A 22,889-nucleotide genomic window follows, 5' to 3' on the forward strand; every position below is an offset into this window, starting at 1 on the left:
TGCTCCTTTTTGTTGAGTTAGTTGGCGTACGTGAAGAAGCCGCGTCCGGACTTGCGTCCGTGCAGGCCGGCGTCGGTCATCTGCTTGAGCAGCGGGCACGGCCGGTACTTGCTGTCGGCGTAGTGCTCGTACAGCACCTCGACGCTGTAGAGGATGGTGTCGACGCCGATCAGGTCGGCGGTCTCCAGCGGCCCCATGGGGTGGCCGAAGCAGCTGCGGAAGACCTCGTCGACGGACTCGGCCGTGGCCACGCCCTCGTGGACGAGGTAGGCGGCCTCGTTGACGGTGAGCATGAGCACCCGGTTGGAGATGAAGCCGCACGAGTCCTTGACGTCGACGGCCCGCTTGCCCATCGCGGCCAGCAGGTTCCTGGTCCGCTCGATGGTGTCGGGGGTGGTGTGGAAGCCGGGGATCAGCTCGACGGCCGGCTTGGCGGGCACCGGGTTCATGAAGTGCACGCCGATGACCTTGTCGGGACGGCCCGTCACGGCGCCGACCTTGGTGATCGGGATGGCCGAGGTGTTGACGACGAACACGGTGTCGGGTCCGCAGGCCGCGTCCAGCGCCTCGTAGACCTCCCGCTTGACGTCCCAGTTCTCGGTCACGTTCTCGATGACGATCTCCGCCTTGGCCAGGGCGTCGGCGCCGACGGCCGTGGTGATCCTGGCGAGGATCGCGTCCGCGTCCAGGGCCGGGCCGCCCATCAGGCGGCTCATCCGGCTGTTGCGCTCGATGTTCGCGAGCGCCTGCTGGAGAATCTGCTCGTCCTTGTCGACCAGGACCACGTCGTGTCCGGTCTGGGCCAGGTTCTGGGCCACTCCCACGCCCATCACACCGGCGCCCACTACGCCGATCACTGTCATGACGCTGCTCCATTCACTGGGTTGGGTCTCACCGGCCGCGTCTGCGGGCGGCGGAGGCTTCGAGTCCCGATCGGCGCAGCTGAGCACGTACGTGGCTGCCGCCGTCGGCGCCGGTCCCGAGCGCGGGGCCCGCGCCCGAGGCCATGGCCTCGATGGTCTGGCCGAGTGCCGACACGGTCGGCGCCTCGTAGAGGATGTGGGGCGGCAGCTCGTCCAGCTCGAACGCCCGGCGCATGGCGGCCACGATGCTGACGCCGAGCAGCGAGTTGCCGCCGAGCTCGAAGAAGTTGTCCAGGACGCCGACCCGGTCAAGCTTGAGCGAGTCGCACCAGATGCCGGCGATCTGCTCCTCGGCCGACCCCGACGGCTCCTGGTAGGGGGTGACCAGCTCGGGGCGGGGATGCCGCTCGCCGCTCACGCCGCCCACGGCGGGCGAGGTGACCGCCTCCAGGTTGAAGCGCGAGCTGCCGAGCACCACCGTCGGGAAGTCCTGCGTGGACACCACGACCCGGGGCTCGCCGCTGGCCAGCGCGCGCAGCAGTGCCCGCCAGCCGTCCTCGAAGTCGATGCCGACTCGAGCCCGGTTGTCGCGGAAGAACTGCTGCAACGCGCCGTCGTACCCGGCCAGGCCCTCCTCCCAGGCGTTCCAGGTCCACTCGCCCCAGTCGATGGCCAGGACCCGCCTGCCGGTGTCGGCGAGCTGGTGGGCGTAGCCGTCGAGGAAGGCGTTGGCGGCGCAGTAGTCCACCTGGCCCGGCCCGCCGCCGGTCGCCGAGGTGATGGAGGCGAACAGCACCAGGAAGTCCAGCTCCACCTCGTCGGGCTCACCGATGCGCAGCGCCTCGGCGATGGCCAGGGTGCCGCCGATCTTCGGGGCGAGCACCTGGTCCAGCTCGTCGGACCGCTTGAACTGCATCAACCCCATGCCCGGGACTCCCGCAGCGTGGAGGACGCCGTGGAGGGCACCGAAGCGCTCGACCGCCGTCTCCACGGCCCGGCGGACGTCCTCGGGCTTGCTGACGTCACCGGTGACGATCTCGACGCGGGCGCCGAGCCTCTCGATCTCGAGCACGTGGGCGATCCGCCGCCGGGTCGCCTCCTCAGCCGCACCGTTGGGTCCGGCACCGTGCGGTCCTGCGGCATTTCGCCCCGCGCCATTGGTACCCGCGCCATTGGTACCCGCGCCATTGGTACCCGCGCCATTGGTACCCGCGCCCGCCAGGATGCGGGACCACTCCGCTCGGGGTGGCAGGCCGCGGCGGGCGAGCAGGACGAGGTTGGCGTGGCAGTCGCGGGCCAGCCGTTCGGCCAGGCCGAGGGCGATACCGCCGAGCCCGCCGGTGATCAGGTAGACACCGCCCTCGCGGAGCGTCTCCAGGTCCGGATCGGCCGCCATGGTCTCATAACCGGGCACCCAGCGTCGGCCGTGGCGCAGCGCCACGATCCGGTCGGCCTGCGGCCTCCGCAACTCGGCCACCAGCCCGCCGACCGCTGAACCGCCCCTGCCGCCAGCAGCGGAAACGCCCGAACCAGCGGCTCCCGAAGCACCCCGACCGGCCGGCGCGAGAGCGCCCGAACCGGTGGCCGCGATCGGGCCGGTCTCCAGGTCGATGAGGCGGGTGGCGACCTTCGGGTATTCCAGGGGGATCACCAGGCAGGGACCGATCAGCGTCGCGCCGTCCGGGTTGGACACGTCGTCACCCAGCACCTGCTGCGTGCCGGTGACGGCGACGTCCAGGGACCAGTCGTCGGTGCCGGATTCGGCCGCCGCCCTGGCCAGTGCGACGAGCGTGTGCAGGCCGTACCGGATGGTGGTGTCGCCGGTAGCGGCGTCCAGCGTCCAGAGGTGGACCACCCGCTCCAGCGGCCGACCGGCGGCGCGCAGGTCGCGCAGCAGCGAGAGCGTGTCGCCCACGCTGCCCGGCCGCACCGTGTAGCCGTCGGGGGTGACGGCGTACGCGTCGCCGGGGCGTACCAGCGTGACCGTGGCGCCCGCCGTCCGCCGCAGCTCGGCGGCGACCCGGTCGGCGAGCCCGTCGCGGGTGTAGACCAGCCACGAACCCGGCTCCTCACCCGGCGCCGGCGCGGCGGTCTGCCGCCATACGGGCAGGTACATCCACTGGTCTTCCGGCAGCCTGGGCAGGTTCGTGATCGCCTCGAACAGGTTGTCCGGGACGAGCGCCGGCAGCGCGCCGACCGGCTGCCGCCGCGCACCGGTCGCGGGCGGGTCGATCCAGTAGCGCTGGCGCTGGAAGGGGTACGTCGGCAGCGGGATCCGCCCCGGCAACCCGGCGGCGAGCCCGGCATCGGGACCGGCGGCGAGTCCGGCGGCGGACCCTACGGTGAGCCCGGCAACGGGCCTTGTGGCGAGCTCGGGGTTCCGGTATCTGCCGTGGTGGGCGGCCCAGTCGAGGTCGGCGCCGAGCAGCCACAGCCGGGCCAGGCAGCCGGCGAGCACCTCGTCGTCCGGGCGGCTGTCGCTGCCGCCGGGCAGCGCGTTGAGGATGAGCGGCCACCGCTGCGGCGGGCAGCCGGCGGCGCGCACCAGGGCGCCGAGCGACTGCCCCGGGCCGATCTCGACCACGGCCAGCTCCGGGTCGGCGAGCAGCGCGTCGACCCCGTCCGCGAACCGTACGGTCCCGCACATGTGCCGGGCCCAGTAGCCCGGGTCGCACACCAGGTCCGCGTCGGCGATCTCGCCGGTCACGTTCGAGATGTACGGCAGGGCGGGCGGGTTGAGCTGGACGTTCGCCTCGACCCAGGCGGTCAGCTCGTCGCTCAGCCGGGCCAGCATCCTGGAGTGGAAGGCGTGGGTGGTCTGCAGCGGGCGGCACGGGATCTCGGCCCGCCGCAGGTCGGCGAGGAGCCCGTCCATCGCCTCGACCGGACCGGCGACGACCGTCACCTGCGGGCCGTTGACGGCGGCCAGGTCCAGCCCCCGCTCGTCGAGCCTGAACCGGCGCCGCAGCTCGCCGGCGGGCAGCGACACGGCCGCCATCGAGCCGGGCGGCACGCCGTCGATCAGCTTCGCCCGGTACGCCACCAGCGCGATGGCGTCCGGCAGTGACAGGACTCCGGCCAGGCAGGCGGCGACGTACTCGCCGAGACTGTAGCCCAGCATGATCCGCGGCTGCACGCCCCAGGTCATGAGTGTGCGGGCCAGGGCGTACTCGACGGCGAACAAGGCGGGCTGGACGATCTCCGTACGCTCCAGCACGCCGACCCGCTCGTCCCCACCCGAGCCAATGGACCCGCCCGAAGCCGCGGACCCGTTCGAGCCTGCGGACCCGTTCGAGCCTGCGGACCCGTTCGAGCCCGTGCGGCCCAGCAGGGCGGCGAGGTCGGGGGCGGTGCCGCGGCCGCCCGCGAGCAGGTCCGCGAGGTCCACCTCGCCCAGCGGCCCGCGCAGGAGCTCCAGGCACTCGTCGAGCGCCGCGCGGAACTCCGGCTCGCGCCGGTACAGCTCGGTGACCAGGCCGGGATACTGCTCCCCCGCCCCGGCGAACAGGAACGCCACCGGACGCCCCTGCACCGTGTCGACCCGGCTCAGCACCCCGGGCCCGCTCAGTACGGCGGCGGCCGACTCAAGGCTGTCGACGACGGCGACGCGCCGGTGCTCGAACGTCTTGCGCCCCACCTGGAGGGTGAACGCCACGTCCGCCAGCCGGATACCGGGCGAGGCGGCCAGGTGCCGCCCGAGGCGCTCGCCCGCCTGGTCGGCCGCGGTGGCGTTGCGCGCGGACACGGGCAGCACCTGGTACCTGCGGGAGGACTCGGGCGAAACGGGCGGCGCCGGGGGCCGGACGGGAGCCTCCTCGACGACCATGTGCACGTTGGTGCCGCCCATGCCGAGCGAGTTGATGCCCGCGATGCGCGGACGTCCGTCGCGGGTCCGCCATGGGGAGAGCTCGGCGTTGACGTAGAAGGGGCTGTTCTCGAAGTCGATCTCCGGGTTGGGGCTGGTGTAGTGCAGGCTGGCCGGGATGACCCGTTCGCGCAGCGCGAGCGAGGTCTTGATCAGTCCGCTCGCGCCGGCGGCGCGGTCCAGGTGCCCGATGTTGGTCTTCACCGAGCCGATCGGGCAGTACTGCGTCTGCTCGGTGTCGCCGAACGCCCGCGTCAGCGCCGCCAGCTCGATCGGGTCGCCGAGCTCGGTGGCGGTGCCGTGCGCCTCGATGTAGCTGATGTCCTCGCCGGTCACCCCGGCGTCGGCCATCGCGTCGGCGATCACCCTGGCCTGGCCGACCACGCTCGGCGCGGTGAAGCCGACCTTGAGCGCGCCGTCGTTGTTCATCGCCGAGCCGCGGATCACGGCCCAGATGTGATCGCCGTCGCGTACCGCGTCCGACAGCCGCTTGAGCAGCACCACCGCGGCCCCGTCACCGAACATGCTGCCCCGCGCCCGCGCGTCGAACGTCCGCACGTGACCGTCGGGCGACTCCTGCCCGCCGGGCCCGAACTTGTGCCCGACCCGGTCGGGCACCCGGATCGACACGCCGCCGGCCAGCGCCAGCTCGCACTCGCCGTTACGCAGGCTCTGCACCGCCAGGTGCGCCGCGACCAGCGAGGTCGAGCAGAACGTCTGCACCGCGACACTCGGCCCGTACAGGTCGAACAGGTAGGAGACCGTCGTGGTGAGCGCGTCCTTGTCGTTGCCCATGATGATCTCGTAGTGGCTGACCTCCTCCTCGTCGTTCAGGAGGTGCTCGCCCATGCGGAGCAGGTACGTGCTGATGTTGCTGCCGCCGAACACGCCGACCCGGCCCCTGCTCTCCGGCACCGCGTACCCGGCCTGCTCCAGTGCCTCCCAGCACACCTCGATGAACGCCCGCTGCTGCGGGTCGGTGATCGCCGCCATCCGGGGGCTGAGGCCGAAGAACGCGGCGTCGAAGCCGCTGACGTCGTCGAGGACCGGGCGGGCGGGGACGTACGACGGGTCGTGGATGAGGTCGGGGGCCACTCCGGCGGCCAGCAGCTCCTCCTCGGAGAAGAAGCTGATGGACTCGACGCCTTCGCGCAGGTTGTTCCAGAACGTACCCACGTCGGTGGCGCCCGGGAAGTGGCCGGCCATGCCGACGATGGCGATCCGCCGATCGTCGTCCATGTCGGTGCCGGAGTGGTCGGCAGGTCCGGCGGTGCCTTCCACGGTCTTATGGGCGACCCGCTTGGCCACCGTCGTAGCGCGGGCGCTCGTCTTATCGGTACGGCCGGCGGTGGCGCCCTTCTCATCGAGGATTCCGGCGAGCGTGTGCACCGTCGGCGCCTCGAACAGCATCACCGTCGGGACCGCGATCCCGAACCGCTTCTTCACCAGGGCCAGCATCTGCAGCGCGACGAGCGAGTTGCCGCCGAGGTCGAAGAAGTTGTCCCTGGTCCCGACCGGCTCGATGCCGAGCACGTCGGACCACAGCTCGGCCAGCGCCCGCTCGGTCGCGGTCAGCGGCGGGCTGTACGGCTGGGGCAGCTCGGGACGAGGGAACCTGGTGCCGCCCGCCTCCGGCTCCGGCCCGGTCACCGCCCGGGGCAGCCGGTCGTCGAGACCGCCCGCCGCCACCACGAGGCTCGGCCGGTCGTCGGCCACCAGCCGGTCGAACGCCGCCAGCCCCTCCTCGGTACTCATGGCGTGCGCGGCCATCGCGGCGCCGATGCCGCCCTCCATGCCTTCGAGCGTCCGTGACCAGGTGTCCCAGCTCGCGGCCACCCACCGGGTCGGCGATGGCGAGGCGGCGGTGTCGTGGGCGACCGCCGTCAGCGCGGCGTTCGCCGCCGCGTAGCTGCCGAACGTGATGCCGCCCAGCAGCGACGACGTCGAGGAGAACAGCAGGCAGAAGCCGGGCGCCCGCTCGGCGGGGAGCTCGCCGAGCACCTCACGCAGGACCAGCGCACCCGTCACCTTCGCCCCGAAGTGCCGCGCTACGGCTTCCTGATCGAGGTCGCGCATCGACAGGAACGTGTCCCGGCCGGTCTCGGCGGCGGCATGAATCACCCCGTCGAGCCGCCCGCCCTCCCGCAGCGCCCCGTCCGACGCCCCGGCCCGCGCGTCGGTGAGCACCTCGGCCGACGCCTCGGCTCGCGCGTCGGCGAGCACCTCGGCCAGCAGGGCGCGCATCGCGTCGGCGTCTGTCACGTCGACCTGCGGTGTCAGCACCTCGGCCCCGAGCGCCCGCAGCCGCTGGACGCCCTCGTGGCGCGGGTCACCGGCCGTAGCGGGCACGCCGCCCCGGCTGGTGAGGATCAGCCGGGCCGCTCCGGCCCGCACCAGGTGCTCGGCCACCAGCAGCCCGACGTCCCCGAGACCACCGGTCATCAGGTACGTCCCACCGGGCCGCACCCCCAGACCGGCCGTCAGGTTTCCGCCCGACCCGACCGCCTGCGCCCCTTCCGAGCCGGCCGTCGGGCCGACCCTCTGTGCCTCGTCCCGGTCGGCGGGGACGTAGTCGCGGGTGTGGCGGCGTCCGTCGCGGTAGGCCACCAGAGCGTCGGTCGCCGGATCACGGAGCTCGGCCACCAGGTCCCGGGCCGTCGTAGTGACGTCGGCTCCGGCCTCTACGTCCACGCAGCGGCAGTCGAGGTTGAGGTACTCCTGGTTGGCGACCAGCGGCAGTGTGGCGGCGGCGGCGTGGCCGGGGTCCTGCACCTCGCCGTCGATGACCGCCTGGCCGCCCCGGGTGGCCACGATGATCCTGGTGCTGTCGCCGCCCTCGCTGCCCCAGGCGTCCAGCATCCGGGAGAGCGGGAGCACCACCTGGCGCCCGTCGCCACCGGAGCCGGCGTGGTCGAGCAGCCGCAGGTCGAGCAGGGCCGTCGGGGTCTCGCTCGCCAGGCTCCTGGCCAGGGCGGCGTGGTCGGCCGCCGACTCGGGGTCGATCGTGTAGCCACCGGCCATCTCGGCGAACGCGCCGCCCGGCCGTACCAGCACGATCTCGGTGCCGTCGGAGCCCAGCGACTCGACGACCGCGTCGGCGACACCGCCCGCGTCGGCGAGGACCACCCAGCGCCCGGCCGTGCCCGAACCGGTCGCACCAGGGGCGCTGGTCGCGGCGGGTACATCGGTCGCGATCCAGCGCGGGACCATGAGCTGGACGTGCGGAACCGCCTCCTCGGGAACGAGAGCGGGCGCCGGAGCCGCGGCGGTCAGGGCGGTCGGTGCAGGCCCGGTCTGGTGGCGGGGCGGGTCGATCCAGTAGCGCTCCCGCTGGAACGGGTAGCTGGGCAGCCCCACCTTGCGTACGGGCCGATCCTGCCGGTAGCCGGCCCAGTCGACCGGCACGCCCGCCAGCCACAACCGCCCCAGGCCCTCGGCCAGTACGGTGCCGGCCGGGCGGGGGTCGGCGGCGGCGGGGAGCGAGGAGACCACCAGCGGCCAGCGGTCCCGAGGGCAGTCGCGGTGACCGCGGGCCATCGCCCCGAGCGACTGCCCGGGGCCGATCTCCAGCAGCGCCGGCTCCCCCTGCTGGAGCAGCGTGCCGAGCACGGCGTCGAACAGCACGGGCCCGCACATGTGCCGCGCCCAGTAGCCGGGGTCGGTCGCCTCGGAGGCGGTGATGAGGGCGCCGGTGACGTTCGAGACGTACGGGATGCGCGGCTCTTCGAGGGTGATGTGGGTGGTGATCCAGCGGGTCAGCTCGTCGCGTACCGGCTCCATCATGCGCGAGTGGAACGCGTGGCTGGTGGCCAGCGGCCGGCACGGCACCGACTCGCCCGCCAGGAACTCCCTGACCGCCGCCATCGCGGCGGGCGGGCCGGCGAGCACGGTGAGTTCGGGGCCGTTGACCGCGGCCACGTCCACGTCGGTGATGCCCGCCCGCTCCAGCCGGGTCCGCAGGTCGTCGGCGGCCAGCGGCACGGCGCTCATCGCGCCGGCCGGCAGCGCGTCGATCAGCCGCGCCCGGTGGGCGACCAGCGCCAGCGCCGACTCCAGCGTGAGGACGCCCGCCAGGCAGGCGGCCACGTACTCGCCGAGGCTGTAGCCGGCCAGCAGCGCCGGTTCGATGCCCCAGGAGCGTACGAGCTGGGCCAGGGCGTACTCGACCGCGAACAGCGCGGGTTGCAGCACCGCCGTGGCCATGGTGTCGACCGGCGCCGCCTCCCGCCCGAGCAGCCGGTCGAGTCCGGCGGCCTGGCCGGGCTGCCTGGGGAGCAGCAGCTCGGCGAGCGGGTCGACCCCGCCGAGGTGGTCGCGGAGCGTGGCCCGGCATTCGTCGAGCGTCTGCCTGAACACCGGCTCGGTCTCATACAGCTCGGCGGCCAGGCCCGGGTACTGCTCACCGGTGCCCGCGATGAGGAAGGCGACGGGCCGGTCGGCGCGGCTGTCCGCGCGGGCCAGCACCCCGGCGTCGCGCAGCCCGGCGACGGCCTCGTCCACGGTGGCGGCGACCAGCATCCGGCGATGCCCGAACACCTGCCGCCCGGCCTGCAGCGTGTGGGCGACGTCGGGCAGGTGGCGGGTGTCGAGGTCGCCCGCGAGATGGTCGGTCGTCGCGCTGGCCGCAGCGGACCCGAGGTGACCGGCCGGGGCGGACGCGAGGTGGTCGGCGAGGCGTTCGGTCATGGCGTCGGCCGCGGCGGCGGACCGCGCGGACCACACCAGCAGCTCCGGACGCGACGCCCCGGCCGGAACCGGGCGCGCATCAGCCGACACCTGAACGGGCGGCACTGGAACGGGGGGCGCCTCTTCCAGCACCACGTGGGCGTTGGTCCCGCCGATGCCGAACGCGCTCACCCCGGCCCGCCGGGTACGGCCGGGCCTGCGCGGCCAGGCGATGAGCCTGGTGACCACCTCCAGCTCGGCCTCACCGGTGCTGAGCTGCGGGTTGGGCTCGGTGAGGTTGCGGGTGGGCGGGATCTCGTCGTGGCGCAGGGCGAGGGCGGTCTTGATGAGGCTGGTGACGCCGGCCGCCCGGTCGAGGTGGCCGAGGTTCGTCTTGACGGAGCCGATCAGGCACGACCCGTCGTGGAACACCTGCTGCAACGCGGCCAGCTCGGCCGCGTCGCCGAGCGCGGTGCCGGTGCCGTGCGCCTCGACGTAGTCGATGTCGGCGGGCATCAGCCCGGCACTGGCGAGCGCCTCGGCCATGACGGCGGCCTGGCCCTGTACGCCGGGAGCGGTGAAGCCCACCTTCCTGCCCGCGTCGTTGTTGACCGCCCAGCCCCGGATGACGGCGTAGATCTGGTCCCCGGCGGCCAGCGCGTCCTCCAGCCTGCGCAACGCCACCACGCCGACGCCGCTGCCGAGCGGGCTGCCCAGGCCGCCCGCGTCGAAGGCGCGGCACTCGCCGTCCGGCGGCGCGATGCCACCCTGCTGGTACAGGTAGCCGACCCGGTGCGGCACGTTGACCGCGACGCCGCCCGCCAGCGCCAGGTCGCACTCGAACCCGGCCAGGCTGGAAGCCGCCGCGCAGACCGCGACGAGCGAGGTGGAGCAGTAGCTCTGCACCGCGTAACTCGGACCCGACAGGCCCAGCGTGTGGGCCACGCGCAGGGTCAGCGAGTCCTTGTCGTTGGCCAGGCCGAGGGCCAGCTCACCCATGGTGGCGGCGACGTCGTTCGGCATCAGGTTGTGCTGCAGGTACGAGCTCCAGCCGGACCCACCGAAGACGCCGATCGCGCCGTCGAAGCGGGTGGGATCGCAGCCGGCGTCCTCCAGGGCCTCCCAGCTGTGCTCCAGGAACAACCGGTGCTGCGGGTCGAGGATCTGGGCCTCCTTCGGGCTGAACCCGAAGAAACCGGCGTCGAACAGCTCGACGCCGTCGATCACCGCCCCGGCCTTCACGTACCCGGGATCCGCCAACAGGTCCTCGGACACTCCGGCGGCCCGCAACTCCTCATCGGTGAACCGGGTGATGCCGGAACGGCCGTCACGGATGTTCGCCCACAATTTGGCCACGTCGGCGGCTCCGGGGAACCGTCCCGACATCCCGACTATCGCAATGTCATTGCCGGAGACCTCTTCGGCCAGCTCATCAGTCACGTCAACGGTCCTTATCTCGGGACTCAAGCTCAAGTCGGGCTTCATTTCCGTCCGCCCCCGGAACGGGCCCGGCGCCGTCGCTGCCCCCGAGCCGAGCTGGTGGTGAGTGCCTGCTGTGCGGAGCCGTCGTCCGACCGCTCCAGTGCGGCCGCGAACTCCGCGACCGTCGGGTGCTCGAACAGCACCGCGGGCGCGATGGCCACGCCGAGCTCCTTCTCGATGGCGAGCACCATGGCCATGCCGACCAGGGAGTTGCCTCCGAGGTCGAAGAACGGGTCGGACACGCCGACCTGCTCGATGCCCAGATAGGCGCCCCACAGGTCGGCGATCCTGGTCTCGGTCTCGGTCCTGGGCGCCACGAACTCGGTGCGCAGCAGCGGCCGCGGGAACCGCTCCCCGCCAGGCGCCGCCGCCGCACCGACCAGGGCGTCGAGGTCGGTCATGGCCGACCAGTCACGCAGGACGTCGCGCAGCGGCTGGCGCGCGGCCAGGACGCTGCCGTGGCCGCCGGTCACGATCCGGTCGAGGAACGCGCAGCCCGCCTCCTCAGCGAAGCCGTACCTCTCCCGGTAGGCGGTCACCCGCTGGGCGAGGCTGGAGGCACCCTTGAGGGAGTCGGTCTGCCAGTCGTCGTGCTGCCACGGGCCCCAGGCGACCGACACCACCCTGGTGGAGGGTGCGGTGGCCGCCAGCGCCTCGCCGTACGCGTCGAGCACGGTGTTGGCGGCACAGTAGTCGCCCTCGCCGATGCCACCGAACGCGGTCACCGCGGAGGAGTACAGGACCAGCAGCTCGGGCCGCTCCTCGGCAGGTGTGTCCGGGCCGACCAGCTCGGCGAGGGGTCCCATCGCCAGGACCTTGGGCGCGAGCACCGCCCCCGCCTCGGCCACGGTCCGCCGCTGCACCATGCCACCCGCCGGGACGCCGGCCGCGTGGATCACGCCGGTCAGCGTGCCGAAGTGCTCCCGGCACCGGCCCAGCGCCCGCCGCAGCTCGTCGGGGACACCGGCGTCGGCGGTCAGCAACAGCACCTCGGCCCCGGCCGCCTCCAGCTCGGCGACATCTTCCAGACTCCGCGCCACCTTCGGGCCCGGCTCGGACACGTCCGGCGCACCGGCTCCCGCCCCAGCCTCCAGCGAGCCGCCGTGCGGAGCGGCGTTCAGGGGGGTACGGCCCACCAGGGCGAGCCGCCGTACCCCGGCTCGCACCAGGTGCTTGGCCAGCCCCATACCGAGTCCCCGGGCACCACCGGTGATCAGGTAGACGCCGTCGGCCCGCCACGGGCTCCCGGCCGGTTCACCCTGGTCCGGGACCTCGCCCCAGCTCTTCACCCAGCGACGGCCGCGCCGCCAGCCGGTCAGCCGGTCGTGCGCCTCGTCGGGCTCCCTGAGCAGCTCGTGGATGATCTGCCCGGCCGCCTGCCCGTCGTCCTCCGGGTCGAGGTCGACACCGCTCCAGGTCAGTCCGGTGTACTCGTGGTGCGCCGCCCGCCCGAGCCCGTGCGTCACGGCCCGGTACGGCGCGAGCGCGTCGCCGCCCAGGATCTCGGCGGCCCCCTGGGTGACCGTCAGCAGCCGTACCCCCTGGCGCGCGGGCAGCTCACCCAGCGCCTGTACGGCCAGCAGCAGGCTGTCGAACCCGTACCCGATGGCCGCCCGCAGCTCCTCGTCGTTGGCGTACACCGGGGTGGCGGCCGTGGCGAACCGGCTCCACAGGTGGACCACGTGCACCGGCCCTGGCTCCGTGACGGCGGCGAACACCTGGGCGTAGTGCTCGGGCACGGCGGGGTCGATGACGATGCGACGACCGTCCTGCCGCAGCCCGGCCCCGGCGACGACCTCGATCACCTGGGTCCCGGCCGCGGCGGCCAGCTCGGCGAGCGCCGCACCGGCCCCCGCCGAGTCGGCGAAGACCACCAACGGCCCACCGAGCCGTACGGCAGGCGCGGCATCCCCCGGACGGCCATCGCCGGAGGCGAGGTGCGGCGCGACGGTGCGGGAGACGAGGTGCGTCGGGGTGGGGCGGGTGGTGTCCTGCTGCCAGATCGGGGCGAAGGCGAAGTCGGCCGGTTTGGCGGGCCGGTCGGCTCGGGGGACGTCCCGGCCCTGGTCCGGCCAGAAGCGGGTGCGCTGGAAGGGGTAGGCGGGCAGGTCGACGAGGCGGGCGCCGGCGGGGCGGGTGAGCTCCCAGTTCAGCGTGACGCCCAGCTCCCACAGCCGCCCGCACGCCTCCAGCAGCTCGGACCGCGCGTCCCGCCGCTCCCCTGCCGTCCACAGCGGCGGCAGGGTGCCGAGTACGGTGGCCGGCCGGTCGGACAGGTTCTGCCGGACCAGCCCACCGAGGGTCTGGCCGGGGCCGAGCTCGACGAACACATCTACTTCCTGGACGTCCACCTCCTGAACGTCCACCTCCTGGACGTCCACTTCCCGCGAGACGCAGTGCCGTACGGCGTCGGCGAACCGGACCGGGCTGACCAGCTGATCGGCCCAGTATTGGGAGCTGGTGGCCTGCTCGGCCGTCAGCGCGGTGCCGGTCAGGTTGGACACGATGGTGACGGCCGGGGCCTGGCGCGGCACGGAGTCGAGCAGCGCGGCCAGCTTCTCTCGGGCCGGCTGGAGCAGCGACGAGTGGAACGCGTGCGCGGATCGCAGCGGCCGGCAGGCGACGCCCTCGGCGGTGAGGCGGCGGGTCACGGCCTCGATGTCCTCGGGCCGCCCGCTGAGCACGGTCATCGAGGGCCCGTTGAGCGCCGCGACATCCACCTCAGCATCGGTGCCGACGAGCAGTTCCCGTAGCCGGTCCTCGCTCGCGGCGACGGCGACCATGCGGCCCGGCGGGGCGGCGGCGATCAGGCGGGCTCGTTCGGCGACCACGTACAGGGCGTCCTCGAGGGTGAACACGCCGCCGAGGCAGGCGGCGACGTACTCGCCGAGGCTGTAGCCGATGAGCAGGTCCGGGGTGACGCCCCAGTGGGACAGGAGCCGGGCGAGCGCGTACTCGACGGTGAAGAGGAAGGGGTGCGCGACCTCTGCGTGGCTGAGCGGGTCGTCGGCCCGGTCCTGCTCGGAACCGGCACGGCCCAGCAGCGCGGCAAGGTCCCCGTCCGAGGATCGCACCCGGTCCCGGCCCGAGGACCGTGACGGGTCCACCCCCGAGGGCCGTGCCTGGTCGGCGGTCTCCTGGTGAACGGCGGAGTTCTCGTCGTCCGCGGGGCTGAACAGGGGGCGCAGGTCCACGCCACACCGGTCGGCGGCCAGCTCGACGCAGCGGTCTACCGCTTCGGCGTAGACGGGCTCCGTGCGGTACAGCTCCCTGCCGAGGCCGACGTACTGGTCACCGACGCCGGGCAGCAGGAACGCCACCCGGGGGCGGCCCTTCACCCGGTGGACGCCGCCCTCGGTGGCGACGCGGCCCAGCAGGCGTACGGCGTCCGGGAGGTCGGCGCAGACAAGGGCGCGCCGGTGGTCGTGCTCGGCGCGACCGGCCTGCAGCGTGCGGGCCACATCGGCCAGGACCGCTGCCGACCGGGCCGTTTCCGGCCGGACTGCCAACGCCGCGGCCAGGCGCCCTGCGTGCTCCCGAAGGGCCGCGTCACTGGCCGCCGACACGGGCAGCACCATCGCCCGAGGAACACCGACCGCGCCGTGCCCGGCCACGGCGGATCTCCCAGACTCGCCGGGCTCGGGGGCGGATTCCAGGATGACGTGGGCGTTCGTGCCCGACCAGCCGAACGAGCTCACCCCCGCCAACCGCGGCTCCGCCCCCGTGAACGGCTGCGGCGCTCCGGCCATCGGCAGGACCGTCCCGTCCTCCGGGATCGCCGCCGCCGGGTCCGACAGGTTCAGGTTCGGCGGGATCAGTTCGTTCTCCAGCACCAGGACCGTCTTGATCAGCCCGGCCATCCCGGCCGCCGCCTGGGTGTGGCCGATGTTGGTCTTCACCGCGCCGACCCGTAACGGCCGGGTGCCGGGGCGCCGGCCGAACACGTCGTGCAGGGCCGACAGCTCGATGGCGTCCCCCAGGTGGGTGCCCGAGCCGTGCGCCTCCACGTACGAGATGTCGTCGGGGGTGATCCGAGCGGCGGCCAGGGCGCGGCCGATCACGTCGGCCTGGGCGCCGCGGCTGGGGGCGGTGAGGCCGTTGCTGCGGCCGTCCTGGTTGACGGCCGAGCCGCGGATCACCGCACGGATGCGCCGGCCGTTCTGGATCGCCTTGGACAGCGGCTCCAGCACGACGACGCCGCCGCCCTCGCCCATGACGTAGCCGTCGGCGCTCGCGTCGAACGTCTTGCACTTCCCGTCCGCGCACAGCATCGACGCCGCGCACGCCTGGATGAAGGTGCTCGGGTGGAACGTCATCGACGCCCCGGCGGCGATCGCGAGGTCGCATTCGCCGCGCCGCAGCGCCTCCGCCGCGAGGTGGACCGCGATCAGCGAGGACGAGCACGCCGTGTCGATGGCCATGGTCGGGCCGCACAGGTTGAGCAGGTACGCGATGCGCCCGGCGGCGACGCTCATGGACGAGCCCTGACCCAGGTACGGGTCAGCGAGCGCCTCCGCGCCGTGCCGTTCGAGCTGGAGCCTGCCGTACTGGAGGCTGTCCATGTAGCCGACCATCACGCCGGTACGGCTGCCCGACAGGCGCGACGGCGGCGCGCCCGCGTCCTCCAGGCCCTCCCAGGCCAGTTCGAGCAGGAGGCGCTGCGTCGGGTCCATCCGCAGGGCCTCGCGTGGCGAAAGGCCGAAGAACTCGGCGTCCCAGCCGGCGATGTCCGGCAGGAAGGAGCCGTACCTGGTGTACATGCCGCCGGGGGTACGCGGGTCGGGGTCGTAGTAGTCGTCGATGTCCCACCGGGAGGACGGCACCTCGGTGACCGCGCTGCCGCCGTCGCGCAGCAGGTTCCAGAAACCCTCGACCGTGTCGCCGCCACCGGGGTAGCGGCACGCCATCCCGATGATCGCGATGGGCTCGTGCTGACGATCTTCGGCCTCGGCGAGGCGGCGGCGCGTCTGGGTCAGTTCGACGGTTACGCGCTTGAGATAGTCGCGAAGTTTGTCCTCGGTCGCCATCGGACGAGCCTTTCCGGTAACGAGAGTCATGGTCAGAGTTCGTTGTCGATGAGCGCGAAGATCTCTTCATCGGTCGCGGAGTCGATCTTCTCCGCCGCGCCGTTCATGCCGTCGGGATCGACTCCGAGCCTGGTCAGGGCACTCTGCAGAATCGGGATGAGCTTGCCGCGGATGCTCTCGGCGTCGCCGTTGGCGCGGGCGAGTATCGAGTCGACGCGTTCCAGCGCGCCGCGCAGCGTGTCCTCCGCCGAGGGGGCCGCCGGGGCGAGCTTCCTGAACAGGTAGTCGGCCAGCGTGGTGACGGTCGGGTGGTCGAAGACCAGGGTCGCGGGCAGCCGCAGTCCGGTGTCGGCGTTGAGCCGGTTGCGCAGCTCGACGGCGGTCAGCGAGTCGAAGCCGAGCGTGTTGAACGCGCTGCCGACGTCGACCGCGTCCACGCTGTCGTGCGCGAGTACGGCGGCGACGTGCGCGCGGATGACGTCGGTGATCAGCCTGCGGGCCTCGGTCTCGGACAGGCCGGGCAGCCGGGCAGCCAGCCCGGGGTTGCCCGCGTGCTGCCCGGATCCGGTACGTCGCGGCGCGCGGACCAGTCCCCGCAACAGGGGCGGCAGGTCACCCGCCTCAGCCCTGGCACGCAGCCCGGAACCGTCCCAGCCGGAGGCGACGACGAGGGCCTCGTCACCGCCGAGCGCCGCGTCGAACAGCTCCAGCCCCTGCGCCACACTCAGCGGCGCGACGCCCGCGCGGGCCAGGCGGGCGGTGTCGGCCACCGTCAGCGCACCGGTCATGCCGGAGCCGGTGTCCCACAGCCCCCAGGCCACCGACACCGCGGGCAGGCCGAGCCCACGCCGGTGCGTGGCCAGCACGTCGAGGAAGGCGTTCGCGGCGGCGTAGTTGCCCTGCCCGGCGTTGCCCAGCACGCCCGCCAGCGACGAGAACACCACGAACGAGGTCAGCGGCAGGCCGCGGGTCAGCTCGTGCAGGTGCCAGGCCGCGTCCGCCTTCGGCGCGAACACCGTCTCCAGCTTCCGCTCCGACAGCCCCTCCAGGGTGGCGTCGTCCAGGACTCCGGCGGTGTGCACCACACCGGTCAGCGGACGGTCCTCAGGGATCGAGGCCAGCAGTACGGCCAGAGCGTCGCGGTCGGACACGTCGCAGGCGGTCACCGTGACCCGCGCCCCTAGGTCCTCCAGGCTCGACACCAGCTCGCCTGCCCCCGACGCCTCGGGCCCGCGCCGCGAGACCAGCAGCAGCTCCCGTACCCCGTGCCGCTCCACCAGCCGCCGCGCGACCAGAGCACCAAGCCCACCCATCCCACCGGTCACCAGCACCGTGCCCGCGCCCTGGGGACAAGCCGTGGTCGCGCCCGCGCCGTGGAGGGAAGCCGGGCCCGCGCCGTGGGCGGACAACGCGGCCGGGCGGCGGATCAGGCGGGGCGCCAGCGGCACGCCGCCGCGTATCGCCAACTGGGGCTCACCGGCGTCGATCGCCGCCGCGACCAGGTCCCAGTCCGTGACGCCCTCTTCCACGTCCACCAGCGCGAACCGCCCTGGCTGTTCGGCCTGCGCCGACCGGACGAGGCCCCAGACGGTCCCGGCGGCCACGGCCGCTGCGTCGACACGGTCCGTGGCGAGGACCCCCTGGGTGACGAACACCAGCCGGGCCCGCGCGTCGGCCGGCCAGCTCCGCAGCAGGTCCAGCACCCGGCCGAACAACTCCCGCGCCCCGGCGGTCACGCTCGCGGCGGTGGCCGAGCAGCGCACCGCGACGAAGTCCGCCTCCAACGCGCCCGCCGCACCTTCCTCGTCCAGCCAGACCCAGCTCGACCCCTCGGCCTCCGGCCGGGCCCCGCTGAGCTCCACGGGCACCTTCACCCAGTCGAGCCCCTGCGGGACCGCGCCTCCCGAGGGCGACGGCTCGACCGGTACGGCCCTGGCCCGCAGCGACTCGATCGACAGCACCGCCCGGCCGGAGACGTCGGCCACCTCCACCACGGCGTCGTCACCCGCCCACGCCAGCCGTACCCGCAGCACCGAGGAGGCCCCCGGCACACCCAGCCGCACTCCCCGGAACACGAACGGCAGCCGCAACTCCCCGGAGCCGGCCCCCGAGCCCGCGAGCAGCAGCGGGTGGAAAGCCGCGTCGAGCACCGCCGGGTGCATCCCGTACCCGTCGAGCTCCACCCCGTCGGGCGCCACGACCTCCGCGAACAGCTCCTCGTCCCGCCGCCACACCGCCCGCACGCCCTGGAACGCCGGACCGTACTCGTAACCGGAGTCCGCCAGCCGCTCGTAACCACCGTCGACGTTCACCGGCGAACCGCCCGCGGGCGGCCAGGCCGTGGCCCAGCCGCACTCCCCGGCGGAGACCGCCGCTTCGCGGAGCGTGCCCGACGCATGCCGTACCCACTCGGAGTCCGGCGAGGCGGAGAAGACGGTCAGCGCACGCCGCCCGGCGGCGTCGGACGGGCTCACCGTGATCTGCAGCCCGACCTCACCCGTGGCGGGCAGGACCAGCGGTGCCTCCAGCGTGAGCTCCTCCAGCAGGTCGCAGCCCGCGACCGCGCCCCCCTCCAGCGCCAGCTCGACGAACGCGGCCCCGGGCAGCAGCACGCTCCCGGAGACCGAGTGGTCGGCGAGCCACGGCAGCGCGTCCGACGACAGCCGGCCGGTGAGCAGGAACCCGTCGTCGGCCACCGGGACGACGGCGGTCAGCAGCGGATGCCGCGAGCCGCCGATGCCCGCGCCGCCCGCCTGCCGCGCGCGCCGCTCGGCGGTCTTGAGCCAGTACGTACGCCGCTCGAAGGCATAGGTGGGCACGTCCACCTGCCGGTATGGCACATCGGCCAGCGCCGCCCGCCACTCGACCTCGGCCCCAAGGACCCACGCCTGGGCCAGCGCGACCAGGAACCGGCGCCAGTCACCGGCACCCCGGCGCAGCGACCCGCAGACCCCGGCGGTCATGCCCGCTTCGTGGCAGATGTCCTCGATATCGCCGCCCAGCACGGGATGCGGGCTGACCTCGACGAACAGCGGCGTTCCGAACGACGCGAACGCCCCGACGGACTCGCGGAAGAGGACGGGGTTGCGCAGGTTGTCGTACCAGTAGGCGGCGTCCAGCCCGGTCGGCTCGACGAAGGCGCCGGCCATGGAGGAGGAGAAGGCCACGTCCGTGGCCTGCGGCGCGATGCCGGCCAGTGTGGCGAGCAACTCCTCGCGCAGCACTTCCACGTGCGGCGTGTGCGAGGCGTAGTCGACGGCGATCCTGCGCACCCGGACCGTCTCGCCCCACGCCGCCGCGAGCTCGTCGAGCGCGTCCACGTCTCCTGCCACGACCGTGCCGGCGGGCCCGCTGTGCACGGCCACCCACAGACGGCCCGCCCACGGCTCCAGCCGCTCGCCGACCTCCTCGGCGGGCAGCGCCACGGCGAGCATCCCGCCCGTGGCGGCCAGCCCGCGCACCACGGCCTGGCTGCGCAGCGCCACGATCCTGGCCGCGTCGTCGAGCGTCAACGCCCCGGCGACACAGGCCGCCGCGATCTCGCCCTGCGAGTGACCCACCACCGCCGCCGGATCCACACCCAGCGACCGCCACACCTCCGCCAGCGACACCATCACCGCGAACAACGCCGGCTGAATGACCTCCGAACCCACCAACTCACCCGCACGCAGCGCACCCACCACAGACCAGCCCGTGTACGGGGCGAGCGCGGCATCACACCGGCTCATCCACTCCCGGAACACCTCACTGGACTCCAGCAGATCCACCGCCATACCCGTCCACTGCGAACCCTGACCCGGGAACACGAACACCGGACGCACATCCGGCAACGCCACACCACTAATCACCGCCGCATGCGACTCACCCGCGGCCAACGCCGCCAAGCCCGCCACCAACTCATGCCGGTCCGCGGCCACCACCACCGCGCGGTGCGCGAACCGCGCCCGCCGGGCGAGTACGGCTCCCGCGACGGCCAGATCCTCATCTGCCGCGGTGGCCGCGTACGTTCGCAAACGGTCCGCCTGCGCATGTAGCGACATTTCCGTTTTGGCGGACAACGCCCACACCAGCGGGCCCTCCACCGTCACAGGTTCGGGCACCACCTCCGGCGCCTGCTCCAAGATCACATGAGCGTTGGTCCCGCTGATGCCGAACCCCGAGACCGCGGCCCGCATCGGCCGGTCCGAGACCGGCCAGGCCACAGCCTCCGTCAACAGCTCCACGGCCCCGGCCGACCAGTCCGCGTGCGGCGTCGGCTCGTCCACGTGCAGGGTGGCCGGCAGGGTCCGGTGTTCCAGCGCCTTCACCATCTTGATCACCCCGGCGACCCCGGCGGCGGCCTGGGTGTGGCCGATGTTCGACTTCACCGAGCCGAGCCGCAGCGGGCGGTCCGCCGGCCGGTCCTGCCCGTACGCGGCGATGATCGACTCGGCCTCGATCGGGTCGCCGAGCCGGGTGCCGGTGCCGTGAGCCTCCACGGCGTCCACGTCACGGGGTTCGAGCCGGGCGTCAGCCAGCGCCAGCCGGTACACCTCCCGCTGCGCCGGACCGCTCGGCGCGGTCATGCCGTTGCTGGCGCCGTCCTGGTTGACGGCCGAGCCGCGGATCACCGCGAGGATCCGGCGGCCGTCGCGCTGCGCGTCCGACAGCCGTTGCAGCAGGATCACACCCGCGCCCTCGGCCCAGGCGGCCCCGTCGGCGGCGGCCGAGAACGCCTTGCACCGGCCGTCGGGCGACAGGGCCTGCTGCCGCGAGAACTCCACGAACGGGTCCGGCGCCGCCATCACCGTCACGCCGCCGGCCAGCGCCAGCGCGCATTCGCCGCGCCTCAGGGCCTGGACCGCCAGGTGCACGGTGACCAGCGAGGACGAGCACGCGGTGTCCAGGGTGACGGCCGGGCCCTCCAGCCCGAAGGTGTACGCCACCCGGCCCGACAGGACGCTCGGCGTGCTGGAGGTGAGCAGCGTACCCTCGACGGACTCGGGGATGGCCCCGAGGTAGCGGTCGGCGTAGTACTCGTACATGGTCCCCGCGTAGACCCCGGTCCTGCTGCCGCGCAGCGCCTCCGGGTCGAGGCCGGCCCGCTCGAACGCCTCCCAGCTCACCTCCAGGAACAGCCGGTGCTGCGGGTCGGTGGCCAGTGCGCCGCGCGGGCTCATCCCGAAGAAGGGCGCGTCGAAGTCGCCGGCGTCGTACAGGAAGCCGCCGTGCCGCGTGTACGACTTGCCGAACGCGTCGGGGGCCGGGTCGTACAGGGCGTCGAGGTCCCAGCCGCGATCGGCGGGGAACTCACCGATCGCGTCCACGCCCGAGGACACCACCTCCCACAGATCTTCGGGACCGGCCACACCACCGGGGTAGCGGCAGGCCATCCCGATGATCGCGATGGGCTCGTGGCGACGGTCTTCGATCTCGGCGAGGCGGCGGCGTGTCTGGGTAAGTTCGACGGTCACGCGCTTGAGGTAGTCGCGCAGCTTGTCCTCGGTCGACATCTGTCGCCTTTCGCAGGTACCGGTGGTCTAGAGGGCGTTGTCGATAAGTGCGAAGATCTCTTCGTCGGAGGCGGAGTCGATCTTCTCCACCACGCCGTCCCCATCGTTCGGACCGGCGCCGAGCCTGGTCAGGGCGCTCTGCAGGATGGTGACGAGCTTGCCGCGGATGGCCTCGGCGTCGCCGTTGGCGCTGGTGAGCATGGTCTCGACCCGTTCGAGCGCGCCGCGCAGCGTGTCCTCGGGCGACGGCGCGGCGGGAGCGAGGGCCTTGTAGAGGTGTTCGGCCAGCGCCGTGACCGTGGGGTGGTCGAAGACCAGGGTCGCGGGCAGCCGCAGCCCGGTGTCGGCGTTGAGCCGGTTGCGCAGTTCGACGGCGGTCAGCGAGTCGAAGCCCAGCTCGTTGAAGGCCCGGTCCACGTCGACGGCGTCCGCGCTGCCGTGCGCCAGGACTGCGGCCACGTGCCCGCGTACCAGGTCGGCGACCTGCCGCCGGGCGTTGGCCTCGGTCAGACCGGCCAGCCGCTCCGTCAGCGCACCCGCGCCACCCGTCCCGCCCGGCGCGGCGCCGGCCGTCCGGCGTGGCGCGCGAACCAGGCCGCGCAGCATCGACGGCAGGTCACCCGCCTCGGCCCTGGCACGTAGCCCGGCCGCCTCCCACCTGGTCGCGACGACCAGCGGCTCGGGCGCGTCGAGCGCGCCGTCGAACAGCTCCAGGCCCTGCTCGACACTCAGCGGCGCGATGCCGGAGCGGGCCAGCCTGGCCGTGTCGGCCGCCGAGAGCGTGCCGCCCATGCCCGAGCCGGTGTCCCACAGTCCCCAGGCCACGGACACGGCGGGCAGACCGAGGCCGCGCCGGTGCGCCGCCAGGGCGTCCAGGAACACGTTCGCCGACGCGTAGTTGGCCTGCCCGGCGTTGCCCAGCACGCCCGCCAGCGACGAGAACAGCACGAACGAGGTCAGCGGAACGTCCCTGGTCAGCTCGTGCAGGTGCCACGCCGCGTCCGCCTTCGGGGCGAACACCGCCGCCAGCTTCCGCTCCGACAGCCCCTCGACCGTCGCGTCGTCCAGCACGCCCGCGGTGTGTACGACACCGGTCAGCGGGCGGTCCTCGGGGATCGAGGCCAGCAGTACGGCCAGAGCGTCTCGATCCGACACGTCACAGGCGGCCACCGCGACCCGCGCCCCGAGGCCCTCCAGGCTCGACACCAACTCCTCTGCCCCCGGCGCCTCGGGCCCGCGCCGCGAGACCAGCAGCAGCTCCCGCACTCCGTGCCGCTCCACCAACCGCCGCGCGACCAGCGCACCGAGACCGCCCGTCCCCCCGGTCACCAGCACTGTCCCCTGGGAAAGGCCTGTGTCCGAGGGAAGGCCCGTCTCCTGGCCAGGTCCCGTTGCTTGCCCAGGTCCCGTTGCTTGCCCAGGTCCCGTTGCTTGCCCAGGTCCCGTTGCTTGCCCAGGTCCCGTTGCTTGCCCAGGTCCCGTTGCTTGCCCAGGT

At 73.4% G+C, this 22,889-nt stretch carries 5 protein-coding genes; all 5 read right to left on the minus strand.

Going from position 1 to position 22,889, the window contains the following annotated elements:
- Nucleotides 1-17 precede the first annotated feature (17 nt).
- From AB0H88_RS22060 to AB0H88_RS22080, 5 genes are read right to left on the minus strand one after another with little or no spacing between them, the layout of a single operon-like run.
- Nucleotides 18-863 carry a 3-hydroxyacyl-CoA dehydrogenase NAD-binding domain-containing protein gene (locus tag AB0H88_RS22060; RefSeq protein ID WP_357647172.1) on the minus strand — a complete coding sequence of 282 codons (846 nt, stop codon included), beginning with the start codon at nt 861-863 and terminating at the stop codon, nt 18-20.
- Between the two features lie 28 nt (nt 864-891).
- Nucleotides 892-10,833 carry an SDR family NAD(P)-dependent oxidoreductase gene (locus AB0H88_RS22065; RefSeq protein WP_357647174.1) on the minus strand — a complete coding sequence of 3,314 codons (9,942 nt, stop codon included), beginning with the start codon at nt 10,831-10,833 and terminating at the stop codon, nt 892-894.
- A 41-nt stretch (nt 10,834-10,874) separates the two neighbouring features.
- The gene (locus AB0H88_RS22070; protein WP_357647176.1) at nt 10,875-15,902 is read right to left on the minus strand and encodes a beta-ketoacyl synthase N-terminal-like domain-containing protein; all 5,028 of its coding nucleotides are present in this window, start codon (nt 15,900-15,902) and stop codon (nt 10,875-10,877) included.
- A 32-nt stretch (nt 15,903-15,934) separates the two neighbouring features.
- Nucleotides 15,935-21,394, minus strand: a complete 5,460-nt coding sequence (locus tag AB0H88_RS22075; protein WP_357647178.1) for an SDR family NAD(P)-dependent oxidoreductase — start codon at nt 21,392-21,394, stop codon at nt 15,935-15,937.
- A gap of 27 nt (nt 21,395-21,421) precedes the next feature.
- Nucleotides 21,422-22,723, minus strand: coding sequence for a beta-ketoacyl reductase (locus tag AB0H88_RS22080; RefSeq protein WP_357647180.1), 1,302 nt, complete (start codon nt 22,721-22,723; stop codon nt 21,422-21,424).
- Between the last annotated feature and the right edge of the window lie 166 nt (nt 22,724-22,889).

Origin of the sequence: Nonomuraea sp. NPDC050680, from assembly GCF_040654555.1 — a bacterium.
Taxonomy (GTDB): Bacteria; Actinomycetota; Actinomycetes; order Streptosporangiales; family Streptosporangiaceae; genus Nonomuraea.